Raw genomic sequence first — 16,547 nt, 5'->3', positions numbered from 1 at the left:
CCGCCGGCGGCCCCGGCCCGGGCTTCCCCCCCTCACCCCCCCCACCCCCCCCCGCTGGGGCGCCCCCGGGCCACCGCTCCCCGCCCCCCGGGGCTCTGTCGTATCGCGGTCTCGGTCGGTGAGTGGCGGAGCGTCGGTCCGTGCGTGCCGCGTACGTCGGCTACTTCAGCTCCGCCGGTGGCGTCCGCTTGCTGTCGACCTTCTCGACGCGCTCCAGCTCGCCCCACACCACGTACCGGTACCGCGAGGTGTAGACCGGCGTGCAGGTCGTGAGCGTGATGTAGCGGCCCGGCTTCTTCGCGCCCGATTCCTTCGGGACGGGGTCCAGGACCTTCACGTTGAACTTCGAGGTCTCGGGCAGCGTCGCGTACACCTTGTAGACGTACCACTTGTCCCGGGACTCGTAGACGATCGCGTCGCCCTTCTCGATCTTGTCGATCTTGTGGAACTTCGCGCCGTGCCCGTCGCGGTGCGCGGCCAGCGCGAAGTTGCCCTCCTTGTCCTCGGGGAGGGCCGACTTGACGGGGTCCTTGTAGTAGCCGGCGACGCCGTCGTTGAGGACCTTGCTGCTGGTGCCCGCCTTGACGAGGACCTCGCCACCGCCCATCGCGGGGACGTGCAGGAAGCCGATGCCGTCCTTGGTGTCGATCTTGCCGGGGCCGCTCGCCCAGTGGTCGCGCACGCGGTTGCCCTGCTTGTGCGCCTCGCGGTCCGCTATGACGTTCGTCCACCAGAGCGAGTAGACGACGAACAGGCCGAGCACCAGGCCCGCGGTGATGAGGAGTTCACCGAAGACGCTGACCGCGGTGGCGATGGGGCCGCGGCCCCTGCGTCGTGGTGCGGGGGCCGGATCGGGGTCCGGTGCGGGCGCCTTGGCCTGCTGCTCGTCGTCGGTCGTGGCTGCCACTCGTTCCGCCCCGTTCTCACCGTTCTAGTTCACGAGCGCGCTGGGCTTGCCCTTGCTGCGCGGTCGTTCCTCGACCATCTTGCCCCAGACGATCATTCGATACTTGCTCGTGAATTCCGGGGTACAGGTGGTCAGTGTGATGTACCGGCCGGGTTTGGTGAACCCCGAACCCGGCGGGACGGGACCGATCACGCTCGTGTTGCCGGGGGAGGTCTGCGGCAGGATGCTCGCCATCTTGTAGACGAAGTACTTGTCCCGCGTCTCCACGACGATCGGATCGCCCGGCTCCAGGCGGTTGATGTAGCGGAACGGCTCGCCGTGCGTGTTGCGGTGGCCCGCGACCGCGAAGTTGCCCGGCGCGGCGTCCGGCATCGGTGTCTTGGTGCTGCCTTCGCTGTAGTGGCCGACCATGCCGCGGTCGAGGACCTTCTGCTTGTCGATGCCCTCGGCGATCGGCACGACGACGTCCAGGCGCGGGATGTGCAGCATCGCGAAGCCCTGCCCCGGCTCGAAGGCTCCCGGCCTGCCCTCTCCCTTGGCCCAGCTCTCCTGGAGGTCGTGGGCGGCACTGTCCGCCTGCTGATGGGCGCGGATGTTCGTCCACCACAGCTGGTACGTGACGAAGAGGAGCATCAGGACGCCGACGGTGATGAAGACCTCGCCGAGCCCCCGGCTGATGACGGCGCCGGGTGACGGCCTGCGGGCGCGCTCGGCACGGCGTGCCTCCACGCGGGAGAGGGGGGCGGCGGCCGGTCGGTTTCCGGCGGCCCGGTCGCGGCTCTCGGCCGGGCGCGTACCGCCCTTCCTGGCGGCCTTGCGGCGGGCTGCCCGGCCGCCTTCCGTGGGGAGGTCGGGTTCCGGTGCGGCTATTCGGCGGGCGTCCACCGTGCGCAGCCCCACCGTCTCGTCGTCCTGGACGGGGACGGGGACGGGGACGGGGTGGTGGGGGGCCGATCGGTCCGGCTGGGGGGCGTACCCGCCGTACAGCTCGTCGTACGTGGGTTCCGGCTGGGGCCGTGGCTCCGCAGGCACCGCCGCCGGGGGCTCAGCCGCTGGCTGCTGCTCCGGCTCCGCCGCGGGCGCACTCCGGAACCACGGCGAGGGGTGCTGCCCCGGCGAAGGGCGCTGTCCCGGCAGTGGATCCGTCAGCGGGTCGTCCAGGTCGTCGACCGCCGCCTCGAACGCGCCTGCGGCCCCGTACGCGTCATCCGCGTCGTCCGGGGCTCCGGAGGAGTCACGCTCGGGGCGCACGTCCGTCACGCCGTGGCCCGGCCCACCACCGGGGCCAGCCCGCCCGATCGCTCGACGGCGCCGGTGTCGCCGCACTCCACCAGCCAGTTGGCGAGCATCAGATGGCCGTGCTCGGTCAGCACCGACTCGGGGTGGAACTGCACGCCCTCGACCGGCAGCTCGCGGTGGCGCAGGCCCATGATGATGCCGTCCTCCGTACGCGCGGTGACCTCGAGCTCGGCCGGGACGGTGGCGGGCTCGGCGGCCAGCGAGTGGTAGCGGGTCGCGGTGAACGGCGACGGCAGGCCCGCGAAGACGCCCTTGCCCTCGTGGCGGACCGGCGAGGTCTTGCCGTGCAGGAGCTCCGGGGCGCGGTCCACCACACCGCCGTACGCGACCGCCATGGACTGCATGCCGAGGCAGACGCCGAAGACGGGCACGCCGGTGGCGGCGCAGTGGCGCACCATCTCCACGCAGACCCCGGCCTGCTCCGGCGTGCCGGGACCCGGCGAGAGCAGCACGCCGTCGAAGCCGTCCTGGGCGTGCCTGAGCTCGACCTCGTCGTTGCGCACGACCTCGCACTCGGCGCCCAGCTGGTACAGGTACTGGACGAGGTTGAAGACGAAGCTGTCGTAGTTGTCGACGACGAGGACGCGGCTGCGGCGCGGGCCGCCGGCGGCGCTCACTGGCCGTCCACGGTGACGTCGTTGAAGGGCAGGAGCGGTTCCGCCCACGGGAAGATGTACTGGAACAGCACATAGACCACCGCGAGTACGAGCACCAGCGAGATCAGCGCCCTGATCCACGCGTTTCCCGGCAGATGCCGCCAGATCCAGCCGTACATGCCGTCCCTTCCGTCACGTACGGCATGGCCTCCCTCGCCGTACGGCACCAGACTAACGGCGCAGTGCCTCCGGTTTCCCGGCCTCCACGGGCTGGGTGGCGTCCAGATGCGCCCAGACGATCAGCCGGTGGCTGTGGCCCCACTCCGGTTCGCAGGTCGTCAGGGTGAGGTAGCGCCCCGGGCCGTCGTAGCCGGATCTGCGCGGCACGGGATCGATGACGCCGATGTCGCCGGGGAGTGTCCTGAAGGGCTTCTTGTCGATGCGGTACGTGAACCAGGTCGTGCCGTCGGTCAGGACGACGGGGTCGCCGGGGCGCAGCTCGGGAAAGTCCTTGAAGGGGTCGCCGTAGGTGCGGCGGTGGCCCGCGACGGAGAAGTTGCCCTTCTGGCCGAGCCGGGCGGTGGAGGCGTAGTGGCCGAGGCCCTTCTTCAGGACGTCGGTGCCGGTGCCCTGGAGCACGGGTTTGTTCCACGTGAAACCGAACCGCGGGATGTACATGACGGCGAAGGCCTTGCCGTCCTTGTAGAGGGCCGGTTCCTCGGGCGCTGCCTCGCTGCCGGACGAGGCCCCGTCGTCGGGTGCGGTCCCGTCGTCGGGGGACGTCCCGGCCGGCTTGTCGTCCGTCCCCGCGGAGACCGCGCCCCGCGCCCACCGGTCCTGCAGCTCGTCGATCTGGCTGTCCATGGCGTTGTCGGCCTTCACGCCGGTCCAGAAGAGGACGTACACGACGAAGAGCACGATCAACGTGCCGACGGTGACGCACAGTTCGCTGAACGTCCTGACGAGCGCACGCACCGACACAGGACGCTCCCTCCCCGGGTGCTACTCCACCGGCTTCGCGTAGTGGAGATCCACTGTGCCCGAGTAGCCGGGAAGAGTCACCGCCCCGTCGTCGTCCACTTTCCAGCCGAGACCGTAGGCGTTGACGTAGAGCATGTAGTTCTGGATCTGGGGGGAGGCCGCCAGGGCGTTCTTGAGCTTGCCGGGGTCGCCGACCGCGGTCACCTTGTACGGCGGGGAGTAGACGCGGCCCTGGAGGATCAGGGTGTTGCCGACGCAGCGCACGGCGCTCGTGGAGATCAGCCGCTGGTCCATGACCTTGATGCCCTTGGCGCCGCCCTGCCAGAGGGCGTTGACCACGGCTTGCAGGTCCTGCTGGTGGATGACCAGGTCGTTGGGCTGGGGCTCGGGGTAGCCGGGGAGCTTGGCGGTGGCGTTGGGCGGGGCGTCGGCGAGCGTGACCGTGACCGCGTCGCCGCTGAGCTTCTTACTGCCGGCGTTCTCCTCCAGCGCGTCGAGCCGGGCTTCGTCGGCCTTGGTGCCGCCGCTGTCGCGCTGGGCGAGCGACTCGACGTCGTCGCGCAGGGAGCCGTTGGACTCGTCGAGCTCGCCGTTCTTGTGGCTGCGCTCCTGAATGAGGTCGGAGAGCTTCAACAGGGAGGCGTCCGTACGGATGTTGGTTCCCTTGGCCGTGTTGAAACTGGTGAAGAAGATCAGGCCGGCAAGGGCGAAAACAGCACCCGTAAGCACCCGAACCGGACGCCATCGGGGGCGACGACCGGCACCTTTGTGGGGGTCGGCAGAATTGCTCAACGTACCCTTATCTCCTTCAGCGCCGCGGAAGCACTACGCTAACGGACGCCCGGGGGAGGCTTCAGCTCCCGTAGTGCCACGCCCGGCGCCAGACCACAGTCACCTGCGCGGCCACGCAGCGCATCGACAGGAGAGACCCTCGTGCCGAAGTCACGTATCCGCAAGAAGGCAGACGACTACACGCCGCCGCCGGCCAAGAAGGCGACGGCCATCAAGCTGACCAATCGCAGCTGGGTGGCTCCGGTGATGCTGGCGTTGTTCCTCATCGGCCTCGCCTGGATCGTCGTCTTCTACGTCACGGACGGCAAGCTGCCGATCGACCCGCTGGGCAACTGGAACATCGTGGTGGGCTTCGGCTTCATCGCGGCGGGCTTCGGCGTCTCCACGCAGTGGAAGTAGCACCCGCAGTGGAAGTAGCACCCGTCCCGTCCCTCGTTCCGCAAGCCCTGCCCTGAGTTATCCACAGCGCTATCCCCACCTGGGGATAAGACTGAAGATCTGTGGATAACCCTCGGCCGGTTGACGTTGGTGTGACCGGTCCACGGGATCTCCACACCTCGCGTGCCCCTTGTCCTTGCTGGGGAAACCCAGGTCAGTGACGAGGGGCACTGCTGTTCCCCACAGCATGCACAAGATCGGGCACACGCTGTGGACAACGTGGTACGTCAGGTGAGCTGCCCGGTGCGTACGAGGACCATGACCACAGCCGCGACCAGCACCAGCGCACAGGTGCCGTACTGGATGAGGTTCCGTCGCCCGCGGGGCGCGTGCACCATCGCGTAACCCACGATGACGCCGCCGACGAGTCCGCCGATGTGGGCCTGCCAGGCGATGTTCGGCCACCAGAAGGTGATGGCCATGTTGATCGCGAGGAGCGCGATGACCGGCCGCATGTCGTAGTTGAGCCGCCGCATCAGGATGGCGGTCGCGCCGAAAAGACCGAAGATGGCGCCCGAAGCCCCGAGCGAGGCCTGATTCGGCTCCGCGAGGAGATACGTCAGCGCGCCGCCCGCGAGGCCCGACGCCAGGTAGAGCGCGAGGAAGCGGACGCGGCCGAGGGCCGCTTCGAGCGGGCCGCCGATCCACCACAGGCTGAGCATGTTGAAGGCGATGTGCATGTAGCTGCTGTGCAGGAACATCGCCGTCACGAGGCGGTACCACTGCCCCTCGGCGACGCCCTCCACCGAGCCGAACTCCGGGACGAAGGCGCGCCCCAGCAGGTCGAACCGGTCGGTGAAGCGGTCCCCGACCACCATCTGCACGACGAACAGCGCGAGATTGATCCCGAGCAGGACCTTGGTGACCAGGCGCGGGTCGGCGGCGATCGTGCCGCCCGCGACCGTGCGCGGCTGGTTGGCCTCCGGCGTGTGGCCGGTGCCCGAGCCGCTGCGCACGCACTCGGGGCACTGGAAGCCGACCGACGCGCTGATCATGCACTCGGGGCAGATGGGGCGCTCGCAGCGCGTGCAGGTGATGCCGGTCTCACGGTCCGGATGCCGGTAGCAGCCGGGCGGGCCCGACGCGCCTTCGGGCTGCTGCGGCTCCTGCGGGCTGCCTGGCGCCTGGTCCATGGGGTCCCCTCAATCTCGTACGAAGGCACGGTGACGGCACGTGTGGCAACGCACCGCCCCGCCCTTCCTTTACGGACGGGCGGGGCGGATTGGTTCCCTCGCGGCTACGCGCGGGCCCTCGCTGATACGCGCAGGTCAGGCGTCGCGGGTCTCGATGACCACGGACTCGATGACCACGTCGTTGACCGGACGGTCGGTGCGCGGGTTGGTCTGGGTGGCCGCGATGGCGTCCACCACCTTCTGGCTGGCCGCGTCGGTGACCTCACCGAAGATCGTGTGCTTGCGGGTCAGCCACGCCGTCGGCGAGACAGTCACGAAGAACTGCGAGCCGTTGGTGCCCGGACCGGCGTTGGCCATCGCGAGCAGGTAGGGCTTGTCGAAGGCGAGGTCGGGGTGGAACTCGTCCTCGAACTCGTAGCCCGGGCCGCCCGTGCCGTTGCCCAGCGGGTCGCCGCCCTGGATCATGAAGCCGCTGATGACCCGGTGGAAGACGGTGCCGTCGTACAGCCGGTCCGTCGTCTTCTTGCCGGTCTGCGGGTGAACCCACTCACGCTCGCCCTGGGCGAGCTCCACAAAGTTCTTGACCGTCTTGGGCGCGTGGTTCGGCAGGAGCCGGACCACGATGTCGCCCTGGTTGGTCTTCAGGGTGGCGTAAAGCTGCTCAGCCACGATCTGCCTTCCGTTGTCTTCTGTGACCCACCGATCCTCGCACGGACCGGTTTGGGACGAGTAGCCACCGACCGGGCGCGCGTCGAAGCGATCCGTGGCATTGTCGGCCGGAAGCTCTTTCGTACCGATTCGATCGACGGGAAGCGATGGGATTCGACGGGAGCGGTACGGGCGGGCCGATCGGGGCACTCGGGGGACGCAGGGATTTTTCCTTGCCCGGGAAACGGATCGACTGGCGCGGACCGACACCCGGATGCCCGCCCTTGCATGCCCGTCGGAGCGATCCGGAAGGCATGATCCCTGAAAGGGTGGAAAGGTGACATACCTATACGCCACCGAGGAGGAGGATCCCGTGACCCGCATCGACAGCGTGCGCGCCGCGACCGGCTCGGCCAAGGACAGCGTGCGTCACGCCGCGGACGCGGTGGCGCCCTACGCCGACACGGCCAAGGACCGGGCCGCCCACTACGCCCACGAGGCGCGCGTACGGCTCGCGCCCAAGGTGTCGCAGGCCGCTGAGCAGGCTCGTGTCCAGTACGGCGCCCACGTCGCCCCCCGCGTCGAGCAGGCCCGCACGCATGTACCGCCGAAGGTCGACCAGGCCGCGCAGGAGGCCGCCGCCCGTACGCGCAAGGCGGCCCGCCAGGCCGCCGACTACTCCAAGCCCCGCATCGAGCAGGCGGTCGCCGCCGCGCAGCCGGTCCGCGAGGAGGCGGCCTCCCGCGGTACGGCGGCACTCGCCGCACTGCGCGGCCAGGTCTCGGCGAAGGAGATCCAGCGCCTGGCCCGCAAGCACGAGCGCCGGGCCAGGATGGGACGTCTCGCCAAGGGCCTGGCCGTCGTCGGCATCCTCACGGGTGGTGCGGTCGCCGCCTGGAAGTGGTGGGACAAGCAGGCCAACCCCGACTGGCTGGTCGAGCCCCCCGCGGCCACGGAGGTCCCGGCCGCCAAGGCCACCACCACCCCGCTGACCTCCGTGGACGGCAGCGGTCAGACGTCCCTCGACCCCGAGGTCCAGGCCAAGCAGGCCGAGGCCGAGGCGGAGGCCAAGGACGCAAAGGACGCCAAGGACGGCACGGACTCCAAGGCCGCGGACAAGAAGAAGAGCTGACGCGGCCCTGGTGCCGACGACGACAGCGTGGGGCGAAGACCGGTAGGTCTTCGCCCCACCATGTTGAGGTCTCCACCCCACGATGTTTCACGTGAAACAAGGCGCCGCGCGGGGGAGCCCGGCGACTGAGTGGTTCGGGTGAGCCCGGTGGCCTGAGTGAGCGTCGGCAGCGCTGACACTGGTTGGCGCACGCCGGAAAGGGAACTCCTCCTGGCATGGCTGAGAACGAGAGCTTGAACCACGACGAGGCACCTGTGCTGGAGGCGCTGGAGCGCTACCACGACGCCGGCGAACTGGCCTTCACTCCCCCCGGCCACAAGCAGGCCCGCGGCGCTGACCCCCAGGTACGGAAAGCACTCGGGGACGCCGTGTTCCTCGGCGATGTGCTCGCCAACGGCGGGCTCGACGACCGGCTGACCCGCAACAACGTCCTGGAGCGGGCCGAGCGGCTGATGGCCGACGCCGTCCACGCCGAGCACACCTACTTCTCCACCTGCGGCAGCTCCCTGTCGGTCAAGGCGGCCATGCTGACCGTGACCGCGCCGCACCACCGTCTCCTGGTCGGACGCGACGCCCATAAGTCCGTCATCGCGGGCCTGATCCTCTCGGGGGTCGAGCCCGTCTGGGTCGAGCCGGCCTGGGACGCCGAGCGCCATATCGCCCATCCGCCCCGGCCCGAGTCCTTCGAGAGGGCCTTCGCCGCCCACCCCGACGCCGACGGCGCACTGGTCACCAGCCCCACGCCCTACGGGGCCGCCGCCGACCTGGACGCCATCGCCGAGGTGTGCCACCGGCGTGGAAAGCCCCTGATCGTCGACGAGGCCTGGGGCGCCCATCTGCCGTTCCACGAGGAGTTGCCGTCCTGGGCGATGGACGCGGGCGCGGACATCTGCGTGACCAGCGTCCACAAGATGGGCAGCGGTCTCGAACAGGGCTCGGTCTTCCACCTCCAGGGCGACCTCATCGACCCCGCCGTCCTCGCTTCCCGGGCCGATCTGCTGGGAACCACCAGCCCCTCGGTACTGCTCTACGCGGGCCTGGACGGCTGGCGCCGCCAAATGGTCAAGACCGGCAGGCAGCTCATCGACGACGCCCTTCGCCTCGCCGCCCGCACCCGTGCGGCGATCGAACGGATCGACGGACTGCACGTCGATGACGCCGACGACTACTGCGGTCCTGGGCTCGCGGCGGATTTCGACCCGCTGCCCATCGTGATCGACCTCTCCGCGCTCGGCACCACCGGCTATCGCGCCGGGGACTGGCTGCGCGCCCACCACCACATCGACATGCACCTCTTCGACCACCGGCGGATCAGCGCCCAGCTCACGCACGCCGACGACGAGTCCACCGCCGGGCGGCTCCTCGACGCGCTGCGCGATCTGTCCGCACACGCCGACGAGCTGAAGGACGCGCCCGGGGTGACCGTCCCTGACCCCGCCGACCTGCGGATGACCCAGGCGGCACTGCCGCGCGACGCCTACTTCGCCTCCTACGAGGACGTCCCCGTGGAGGACGCGGCAGGACGTGTCGCCGCCGAGATGATCACCCCGTATCCGCCCGGCATCCCCGTCGTCCTCCCCGGCGAGCGGCTGACCGAGCCGGTCCTGACCTATCTGCGCACGGGCGTACGGGCGGGCATGAACCTCCCCGACGCCGCCGACAGCAGCCTGAAGACCGTCCGGGTCACCGCGTGAACGCACCGGGGGCCGAGAGGGACGAGCACATGGACGCCTTCACGGGGCTCCTGAATCCGCCCGTGTACGTGGTCACGGCGGCGACGGGGGACGGTCGGCGCGCGGGGTGTCTGGTCGGCTTCGCGAGCCAGTGCTCCCTGGATCCGACGCGGTTCGCCGTATGGCTCTCCAAGGCCAACCACACGTACGACCTGGCCCTGGAAGTCCGTACTCTCGCCGTCCACCTCCTGCCGCACGACCGGCACGACCTCGCCGAGCGCTTCGGTTCCCTCTGCAGCGCGGAGACGGACAAGTTCGCCGGGCTTCCGTGGCACGAGGGGCCGGATGGCACCGTCGTCCTCGATGACGCCCTCGGCTGGTTCACCGGCCGCGTCCACGAGCGCGTCGACGGCGGCGACCACGTCGCCTTCATCCTCGACCCGGTTCTCACCCGCGCCGCGGGCACCTCGGGCACCGAAAACACCGAGGGCACCGAAGGCACCGAAGGCACCGCCGAGGAGCGAGCCGCGCTCACGCTGCACGGCGTGGGCGACATCGACGCGGGTCACCCGGCGTGATGGCGCGATAGCAGCGACGCAGATCACTGCCGGTGCGGGTGTTGCTGCCGCTGAGCGGGACGGTACTCTCGTACGAGCTCAATAAGTTACCGCTTAGTAATAGGCAGCCATCAGCCCCACCGGGACCGGTTCGAGGAGCCCCCATGCAACTCGCCGCGATCGTCGTTTCGCTGACACTCAGCGCGGTCGGCATTGCATTGTTCGTGCGCGCCTTTGTGCATTTCTTCCGCTTCTTCCGGCTGGGTGCGCCGTTGCCGGAGAACGCGAATCGTCTGGACAATCCGTGGCAGCGGAGCGTGACGCTGGTCAAGGAGTTCCTCGGCCACACGCGCATGGCCCAGTGGGGGCTTGTGGGCTTCGCCCACTGGTTCGTCGCGCTGGGCTTCTACACGCTGATCCTGACGATCGTGAACGCGTACGGGCAGCTCTTCGACCCCGAGTGGACGCTGCCGGTCATCGGCGGCTGGCTGCCGTACGAGATGTACATCGAGTTCATCGGCACCGGCACCACGCTCGGCATCGTGATCATGTTCGTGATCCGGCAGCTGAGCCTGCCGACCCGGCCGGGCCGCAAGTCCCGCTTCGCCGGATCGAACCGGGCCCACGCCTACTTCGTCGACACCGTCATCTTCCTCATCGGTCTCTCGGTGATGGCGCTGCGCGGCCTCGAAGGCGTGCTGCACCACGCGGACTACGGCCCGGACAACTACGTCTCCTACGGCGTGACGCTCCTCTTCCAGGACGTCGGCCACTCCGGCGTGGAGACTTGGGTCTACTTCTTCGCCATGCTCAAGCTGAGCGCGTCCTTCATCTGGATGATCACGGTCAGCCTGAACCTCGACATGAGCATCGCCTGGCACCGCATGCTCGCCTTCCCGAACATCTGGTTCAAGCGCGAGGCCTCCGGCCGCACGGCGCTCGGCGGGTTGCAGCCGATGGCGTCGGGCGGTAAGCCGATCGACTTCGAGGACCCGGCCGAGGACGCGGTATTCGGTGTCTCGCAGGTGGAGCAGTTCTCCTGGAAGGGTCTGCTGGACTTCTCGACGTGTACGGAGTGTGGTCGCTGCCAGTCGCAGTGCCCCGCCTGGAACACCGGTAAGCCGCTCTCCCCCAAGCTCCTGATCATGTCGCTGCGCGACCACTCGCACGCCAAGGCCCCGTACCTGCTGGCCGGTGGCGGCAAGACGATGGAGGGCGAGGAGAAGGCGAGCGCGGAGCAGCTGGCCGACGTGCCCGCCGCGGCCCTTGCTGAGGCGGAGCGTCCGCTGGTGGGGACGCTGGAGGAGAACGGGGTCATCGACCCCGACGTCCTGTGGTCCTGCACCACGTGCGGCGCGTGTGTGGAGCAGTGCCCGGTCGACATCGAGCACGTCGATCACATCGTGGACATGCGCCGCTACCAGGTGATGATCGAGTCGTCGTTCCCCTCCGAGGCGGGCACGATGCTCAAGAACCTGGAGAAGAAGGGCAATCCCTGGGGGCTTGCCAAGAAGCAGCGCCTGGAATGGCTCAAGGAAGTCGACTTCGAGGTCCCGGTCGTCGGCAAGGACATCGAGGACCTCACCGAGGTCGAGTACCTCTACTGGGTCGGCTGCGCCGGCGCCCTGGAGGACCGCGCCAAGAAGACCACCAAGGCCTTCGCGGAACTCCTGCACATGGCGGGCGTCAAATTCGCCATCATGGGCGGCGACGAGAAGTGCACCGGCGACTCCGCCCGCCGCCTGGGCAACGAACCCCTCTTCCAGCAACTCGGCCAGGAAAACGTCATGTCACTGAACATGGCGTTCGGCGAGGAGCTCGACGACGACGGCAAGGCCACCCCGGAATCCGCCAAGCCGAAGTCGGCGAAGAAGATCGTCGCGACCTGCCCGCACTGCCTGAACACGCTCGGCAACGAGTACCCGCAGCTGGGCGGTGACTACGAGGTCATCCACCACACCCAGCTCCTCCAGCACCTCATCGACGAGGGCAAGCTCATCCCGGTGACACCGGTCGAGGGTCTGATCACCTACCACGACCCCTGCTACCTGGGCCGCCACAACAAGATCTACACCCCGCCCCGCGAGATCATGACCGCCGTCCCCGGCCTGCGCCAGCAGGAAATGCACCGCCACAAGGAACGCGGCTTCTGCTGCGGCGCCGGCGGCGCCCGCATGTGGATGGAGGAGCGGATCGGCAAGCGCATCAACAACGAACGCGTCGACGAGGCCCTCAGCCTCAACCCCGACATCGTCTCCACCGCCTGCCCGTTCTGCCTCGTCATGCTCACCGACTCCGTCAACGGCAAGAAGAACGACGGCCAGGCCAAGGAATCCGTCCAAGTCGTCGACGTCGCACAACTCCTCCTCGACTCCGTGAAGACACCGACCGACCCGGCGAGTGAGCCGGACGCCGAAGAGGCCACGGAGCCCGAACCCGCCAAGTAGCGGCCCGTCGGACGCACCGACGCGCGAGAGGGCCGGAACCGCGACATGCGGTTCCGGCCCTCTTCGTCTGTGTCCGTACGTCTGTGTCCGGACGTCTGTGTCCGGCCCAGTGCCTGTGGCCCGGCTACGCGTCGAAGTCCAGCCGTACGTGGGCCGAGGCCGGACGCGCCTGGCACGGCAGCGTGTAGCCGGCGTCCTCTTCCTCCTGGGTGAGCGCGTAGCGCCGGGCCAGGACGACCTTGCCGTCGACCACCCGCGCGCGGCACGAGCCGCACAGGCCGTCGCGGCACGAGTACGGGGTCTCCGGCCGGTGCCGCAGGACCGCCGCGAGCAGGGAAGGGTCCTGCGGGGTCATCTCGGCCTCGGTGCTGCGGCCGTGCAGCGTGGCCGTGATCCGGGCCCCGCCGTCGCCCGCGGCCGTGCCCCGGCGGTCCGTCCGGGCGTCGCGCGCGTCCGGCTCCGTCGTGAACAGTTCCCGGCGTACGCGGGACGGGTCGGCGCCCAGCTCCCGCAGGACGTGCTCCACCGATTCCACCAGGCCCCACGGGCCACAGAGGTAGAAGTGCGTGCGGGCGTCGTGCGGCCCCGCGCCGAGACCGGCCAGCAGGCGCGGCAGCTTCGCGGCGTCGATCCGGCCCGACAGCACCTCGGACTCGCGCTCCTCCCCGGACAGCACGTGCAGCACGAAGAACCGGCTGGTGTAGCGGTCCTTGAGGTCCGCCACCTCCTCGGCGAGGAGGATCGAGCGCGCCGTGCGGTTGGCGTGGACGAGCGAGACCTTGCACCCCGGGTCGTCGCGCAGCGCGGCGGTCGCCATGCTCAGCAGCGGGGTGATGCCGCTGCCCCCGCCGATCAGCACGTGGTGCGCGCCGGGCCGGTCCGCGAGCGTGAAACTGCCCTTCGGCGGGCCTGCTTCGAGGGTGTCGCCCGCGCTGAGCCGCGTGACGGCGTACTCGCCGAAGCCGCCGGGGCCCAGCTGTTTGACGACGATGCGCAACGTCCCGGGTGGCGCGGAGACGGGCGGCCCGCAGATCGAGTAGCTGCGCCGGATCTCCGCGCCCTCACCCCCGTCCGCGCCCGCGAGCCGGTGGCGTACCGCGATGTGCTGGCCGGGGCGGTGGGCGAAGGTGGCGGCCAGTTCGCCGGGGACCCCGAGCGTGACGGCCACGGCCGTGTCGGTGAGCCGGTCCACCCGGCGCACCGGCAGCGCGTGGAAGCCGGGTCCGGCCGGGGCCGGGCCGGGCGGGTCGGGGCTCTGCGTTCGCTCCATGAGGGTACGGACAGCTCCGTCTCGTGGTGTCATATCGCCTTCATGTGGCCGAAGGTCTCCCGGCAGGAGAGGCAGACCAGCACGGACTGGCAGCGCGTCGCCCCGAAGGGGCTCTGCGGCCGGGTGGCCGTCGAGCCGCAGTGCGGGCAGCCCACGCCGGTGCCGAGCCGCAGGTGGAGCGGCGCGGTCCGGCTGCCCGGCGGTGAGATGCCGTTCTCGGCGAGCTTGCGGCGGCCGTCCGCGGTGATCCAGTCGGTGGTCCAGGCGGGCGCGAGGACGGTCCGCACCCGCCCGTCCGGATGCCCGCAGCGGGCGAGTTCGGCCCGGATGTCCGCCACGATGGTGTCCATGGCGGGGCAGCCGGTGTAGGTGGGCGTGACGGTGACCTCCACGGTCCCGTCGGGACCCGCCGTCACCTGGCGCACCACCCCCAGTTCCCCAAGGGTGATCAACGGCAGCTCGGGGTCGGCCACCGCGCCGACCCGTTCTCGGACCCGCTCGGGGGACAACCGCTCGCGTACCGCCGTCACCACGTGCCCCCGGGGTACTGCCGGTGCACCGCCTGGAGTTCGGCGACCAGCGGCCCGAACCCCTCGGTGTGCAGGCCGTCCCGGCCGCCGCGGGCATGCCAGTTCGGCACGGGCAGGGTCAGCCCGGCCTTCTCCAGCACACCGCCGACGGCCGCGTCCCACGGGGCCCGCAGGCCCGCCGGGTCCACGGCGACACCGTCCGCCACGAGCCGTGCGGTCACCGGGTCCGAGGCGAACAGCTCGGCGGTGTACGGCCAGACCTGCTCGAGCCCCGCCTGCATCCGGCGGTGGCTCTCCTCCGTTCCGGTGCCGAGCCGGACCGTCCACTGCTCGGCGTGCGTGCAGTGGTACGCGGACTCCTGGACCGCCTTTCCGGCGAACGCGGCGAGTGCCGGGTCCGCGGAGTCGGTGAGCGCGGTGTACAGGAGCCTGGTGTGGTGCGTGAGGCAGAGCTGACGCGCGAGGGTGAGCGCGTAGTCCCCGTTGGGGATCTCGGCGAGCAGGACGTTGCGGAACTGCCGCTCGGTGCGGGTGAACGCGAGGGTGTCCTCGTCGCCGTGGCCGGTCAGCTCGGCGGAGTACGCGAGCAGGGTGCGGGCGTGGCCCAGGAGGTCGAGGGCGATGTTCGACAGCGCCAGGTCCTCCTCGATGGAGGGCGCCCTGGTCACCCAGGCGGAGATCCGCTGGCAGAGGATCAGGGCGTCGTCGCCCAGGGCGAGGGCGTACCGCGCGGTGTCGTCCTCCAGCGCGGCGGTGTCCCGCGGCGCGATGGTGTCCCGCGGCGCGGACGGGGCGGGCGCGGTCACGGTCTCAGTGCCCATGGTCGCTGCCGCCCGCCGGCGCCGCGTACTGCTCGGAGAGCCGGTACGGCTTGCCCGTGCCGTTGCTGAACAGCGGCTCCTTCTCGTCCGGCGCGGTGGCGCGGATGTCCGAGGAGCGGACCACCCAGATCGACGACGGTTCCCCGCGCCGCGTGTACAGGTCGCGCGCGTTGGCCATCGCCAGGTCGGCGTCGGCGCCGAGTACCGAGCCGACGTGCTGGTGGCCCAGACCGCGGCGGGTTCTGACGAAGACCTCCCAGGGCGTCTCGGCCCTCGTGGTCGGGTACATACTCATCACGGTGTCCCTCTGCTCTGGTCGGCGGCCGGTGCGCTCGCACGGGCCGCCTCGTGTGCCTCGTCCCGGGCGGCGGCCGCGAGCGCGGCCTCCCGTACCCAGGCGCCGTCCTCGTGCGCGGCGACCCGGTGCGCGAGGCGCTGCCGCGCGCACTGGGAGTCGTCCGCGAGCACCTCGCGGTACTGGTCCCAGCTGACGGGCGTGAAGTCGTGGTGGCCGCGTTCGGGGTTCCAGGCGATGGCCGGGTCGGGCAGGCTCAGGCCGAGCTCCTCGGCCTGGGGCACGCAGATGTCGACGAACCGCTGGCGCAGCTCGTCATTGGGGTGCCGCTTGATGCCCCAGGCGATGGCCCGCGCGGTGTGCTTCGCCCCGAAGGCAGCCGCGCGGTCCTTGCTGGCCGGGGTGTCCGGCGGCCCGAACATCAGCGCCACGGCCGGCAGCCACCAGCGGTTCACCGCGTCCTGCGCCATCTGCCGCTGCTCGGGCGTGCCCTGGCACAGCGCGCGCAGGGAGTCGAAGCCCTGGCGTACGTGGAAGGTCTCCTCCTGACAGATGCGCAGCATGGCGCGGGCGTACGGGCCGTACGACGTGCGGCACAGCGGCACCTGGTTGATGACGGCGGCGCCGTCGGTGAGCCAGGCGATGGCCCCGGTGTCCGCCCAGGTGAGCGCCGGGTGGTTGAACGTGCCCGCGTAGCGCTGGCGGCCGCTGTGCAGGGCGTCGAGCAGTTCGCCGCGGCTGACGCCGAGGGTCTGCGCCGCCGCGTAGAGGTAGAGCCCGTGCCCCGCCTCGTCCTGCACCTTCGCGAGGAGTACGGCCTTGCGGCGCAGCGAGGGCGCGCGGGCGATCCAGGCGCCCTCGGGCTGCATGCCGATGATCTCCGAGTGGGCGTGCTGGCCGATCTGCCGTACGAGCATGCGCCGGTAGCCGTCGGGCATCCAGTCGTGCGGCTCGACCCGTTCGTCGTTGCGGAGCAGTTCGTCGAAGCGCTCCTGAAGGCGTTCGGGGAGCGCGGTGTCAGCGGTCAA

18 protein-coding genes are annotated in these 16,547 nt (G+C 70.3%); 5 read left to right on the top strand and 13 right to left on the bottom strand.

What is annotated here, in order from left to right; translation table 11 throughout:
- Positions 1-160 precede the first annotated feature (160 nt).
- From ACFVYR_RS24330 to ACFVYR_RS24305, 6 genes are read right to left on the bottom strand one after another with little or no spacing between them, the layout of a single operon-like run.
- Positions 161-907, bottom strand: a complete 747-nt coding sequence (locus ACFVYR_RS24330; RefSeq protein WP_384252403.1) for a class E sortase — start codon at positions 905-907, stop codon at positions 161-163.
- A 24-nt stretch (positions 908-931) separates the two neighbouring features.
- A complete protein-coding gene (locus tag ACFVYR_RS24325) occupies positions 932-2,167 on the bottom strand; it encodes a class E sortase (RefSeq protein ID WP_384252405.1) in 1,236 nt (411 codons plus the stop codon).
- Positions 2,164-2,823 (bottom strand): aminodeoxychorismate/anthranilate synthase component II, encoded by a 660-nt coding sequence (locus tag ACFVYR_RS24320; RefSeq protein ID WP_384252408.1) that lies wholly within the window; start codon positions 2,821-2,823, stop codon positions 2,164-2,166. The genes ACFVYR_RS24325 and ACFVYR_RS24320 overlap by 4 nt, the downstream gene beginning before the upstream one ends.
- Positions 2,820-2,981, bottom strand: coding sequence for a hypothetical protein (locus tag ACFVYR_RS24315; protein ID WP_384252411.1), 162 nt, complete (start codon positions 2,979-2,981; stop codon positions 2,820-2,822). The genes ACFVYR_RS24320 and ACFVYR_RS24315 overlap by 4 nt, the downstream gene beginning before the upstream one ends.
- 52 nt (positions 2,982-3,033) lie before the next feature.
- A complete protein-coding gene (locus ACFVYR_RS24310) occupies positions 3,034-3,777 on the bottom strand; it encodes a class E sortase (RefSeq protein WP_384252571.1) in 744 nt (247 codons plus the stop codon).
- 27 nt (positions 3,778-3,804) lie between these two features.
- On the bottom strand, positions 3,805-4,575 hold the full coding sequence (locus ACFVYR_RS24305) for a DUF881 domain-containing protein (protein ID WP_384252414.1): 771 nt from the start codon (positions 4,573-4,575) through the stop codon (positions 3,805-3,807).
- A 141-nt stretch (positions 4,576-4,716) separates the two neighbouring features.
- Here ACFVYR_RS24305 and crgA point away from each other — a divergent pair, with 141 nt between their 5' ends.
- Positions 4,717-4,974 (top strand): cell division protein CrgA, encoded by a 258-nt coding sequence (gene crgA, locus ACFVYR_RS24300; RefSeq protein ID WP_384252416.1) that lies wholly within the window; start codon positions 4,717-4,719, stop codon positions 4,972-4,974.
- A gap of 266 nt (positions 4,975-5,240) precedes the next feature.
- On the opposite strand, the gene ACFVYR_RS24295 is transcribed toward crgA, so the two are convergent.
- Positions 5,241-6,146, bottom strand: coding sequence for a rhomboid family intramembrane serine protease (locus ACFVYR_RS24295; RefSeq protein ID WP_384252419.1), 906 nt, complete (start codon positions 6,144-6,146; stop codon positions 5,241-5,243).
- 135 nt (positions 6,147-6,281) lie between these two features.
- Positions 6,282-6,815 (bottom strand): peptidylprolyl isomerase, encoded by a 534-nt coding sequence (locus ACFVYR_RS24290; RefSeq protein ID WP_384252422.1) that lies wholly within the window; start codon positions 6,813-6,815, stop codon positions 6,282-6,284.
- A gap of 352 nt (positions 6,816-7,167) precedes the next feature.
- Here ACFVYR_RS24290 and ACFVYR_RS24285 point away from each other — a divergent pair, with 352 nt between their 5' ends.
- The 4 genes from ACFVYR_RS24285 (at position 7,168) to ACFVYR_RS24270 (ending at position 12,603) form a co-directional block, all read left to right on the top strand.
- Positions 7,168-7,926 carry a DUF5324 family protein gene (locus ACFVYR_RS24285; protein ID WP_384252574.1) on the top strand — a complete coding sequence of 253 codons (759 nt, stop codon included), beginning with the start codon at positions 7,168-7,170 and terminating at the stop codon, positions 7,924-7,926.
- Between the two features lie 215 nt (positions 7,927-8,141).
- On the top strand, positions 8,142-9,620 hold the full coding sequence (locus ACFVYR_RS24280) for an aminotransferase class I/II-fold pyridoxal phosphate-dependent enzyme (RefSeq protein WP_384252424.1): 1,479 nt from the start codon (positions 8,142-8,144) through the stop codon (positions 9,618-9,620).
- A 29-nt stretch (positions 9,621-9,649) separates the two neighbouring features.
- Entirely contained in the window at positions 9,650-10,177 is a 528-nt protein-coding gene (locus ACFVYR_RS24275; protein ID WP_384252426.1) for a flavin reductase family protein, read from the top strand.
- Between the two features lie 143 nt (positions 10,178-10,320).
- Complete coding sequence (locus ACFVYR_RS24270; RefSeq protein ID WP_384252429.1) at positions 10,321-12,603, top strand: heterodisulfide reductase-related iron-sulfur binding cluster; 2,283 nt, start codon at positions 10,321-10,323, stop codon at positions 12,601-12,603.
- A 124-nt stretch (positions 12,604-12,727) separates the two neighbouring features.
- On the opposite strand, the gene ACFVYR_RS24265 is transcribed toward ACFVYR_RS24270, so the two are convergent.
- The 5 genes from ACFVYR_RS24265 to paaA are packed head-to-tail and all read right to left on the bottom strand — an operon-like array spanning position 12,728 to position 16,547.
- A complete protein-coding gene (locus ACFVYR_RS24265) occupies positions 12,728-13,873 on the bottom strand; it encodes a 2Fe-2S iron-sulfur cluster-binding protein (protein ID WP_384252431.1) in 1,146 nt (381 codons plus the stop codon).
- Between the two features lie 29 nt (positions 13,874-13,902).
- The gene (gene paaD / locus ACFVYR_RS24260; RefSeq protein WP_384252433.1) at positions 13,903-14,406 is read right to left on the bottom strand and encodes a 1,2-phenylacetyl-CoA epoxidase subunit PaaD; all 504 of its coding nucleotides are present in this window, start codon (positions 14,404-14,406) and stop codon (positions 13,903-13,905) included.
- Entirely contained in the window at positions 14,400-15,224 is an 825-nt protein-coding gene (paaC, locus tag ACFVYR_RS24255) for a 1,2-phenylacetyl-CoA epoxidase subunit PaaC (RefSeq protein ID WP_384252436.1), read from the bottom strand. The genes paaD and paaC overlap by 7 nt, the downstream gene beginning before the upstream one ends.
- Positions 15,214-15,513, bottom strand: a complete 300-nt coding sequence (paaB, locus tag ACFVYR_RS24250; protein WP_384252438.1) for a 1,2-phenylacetyl-CoA epoxidase subunit PaaB — start codon at positions 15,511-15,513, stop codon at positions 15,214-15,216. Before paaB ends, paaC begins: the two co-directional genes overlap by 11 nt.
- Positions 15,514-15,518: 5 nt before the next feature.
- Entirely contained in the window at positions 15,519-16,547 is a 1,029-nt protein-coding gene (gene paaA / locus ACFVYR_RS24245; RefSeq protein WP_384252440.1) for a 1,2-phenylacetyl-CoA epoxidase subunit PaaA, read from the bottom strand.

This window comes from Streptomyces sp. NPDC058284 (assembly GCF_042881135.1).
Lineage (GTDB): Bacteria > Actinomycetota > Actinomycetes > Streptomycetales > Streptomycetaceae > Streptomyces.
Note: the sequence above shows the minus strand (reverse complement) of the source record. Positions and strands in the feature narration are given on the sequence as shown.

What these genes read in the sequence shown, in the direction of transcription:
- ACFVYR_RS24315 (WP_384252411.1), bottom strand. Translation starts at nt 2,981, where the DNA reads ATGTACGGCTGGATCTGGCGGCATCTGCCGGGAAACGCGTGGATCAGG.
- ACFVYR_RS24295 (WP_384252419.1), bottom strand. Translation starts at nt 6,146, where the DNA reads ATGGACCAGGCGCCAGGCAGCCCGCAGGAGCCGCAGCAGCCCGAAGGC.
- ACFVYR_RS24280 (WP_384252424.1), top strand. Translation starts at nt 8,142, where the DNA reads ATGGCTGAGAACGAGAGCTTGAACCACGACGAGGCACCTGTGCTGGAG.
- ACFVYR_RS24275 (WP_384252426.1), top strand. Translation starts at nt 9,650, where the DNA reads ATGGACGCCTTCACGGGGCTCCTGAATCCGCCCGTGTACGTGGTCACG.
- ACFVYR_RS24270 (WP_384252429.1), top strand. Translation starts at nt 10,321, where the DNA reads ATGCAACTCGCCGCGATCGTCGTTTCGCTGACACTCAGCGCGGTCGGC.
- ACFVYR_RS24265 (WP_384252431.1), bottom strand. Translation starts at nt 13,873, where the DNA reads ATGGAGCGAACGCAGAGCCCCGACCCGCCCGGCCCGGCCCCGGCCGGA.
- paaC (WP_384252436.1), bottom strand. Translation starts at nt 15,224, where the DNA reads ATGGGCACTGAGACCGTGACCGCGCCCGCCCCGTCCGCGCCGCGGGAC.
- paaB (WP_384252438.1), bottom strand. Translation starts at nt 15,513, where the DNA reads ATGTACCCGACCACGAGGGCCGAGACGCCCTGGGAGGTCTTCGTCAGA.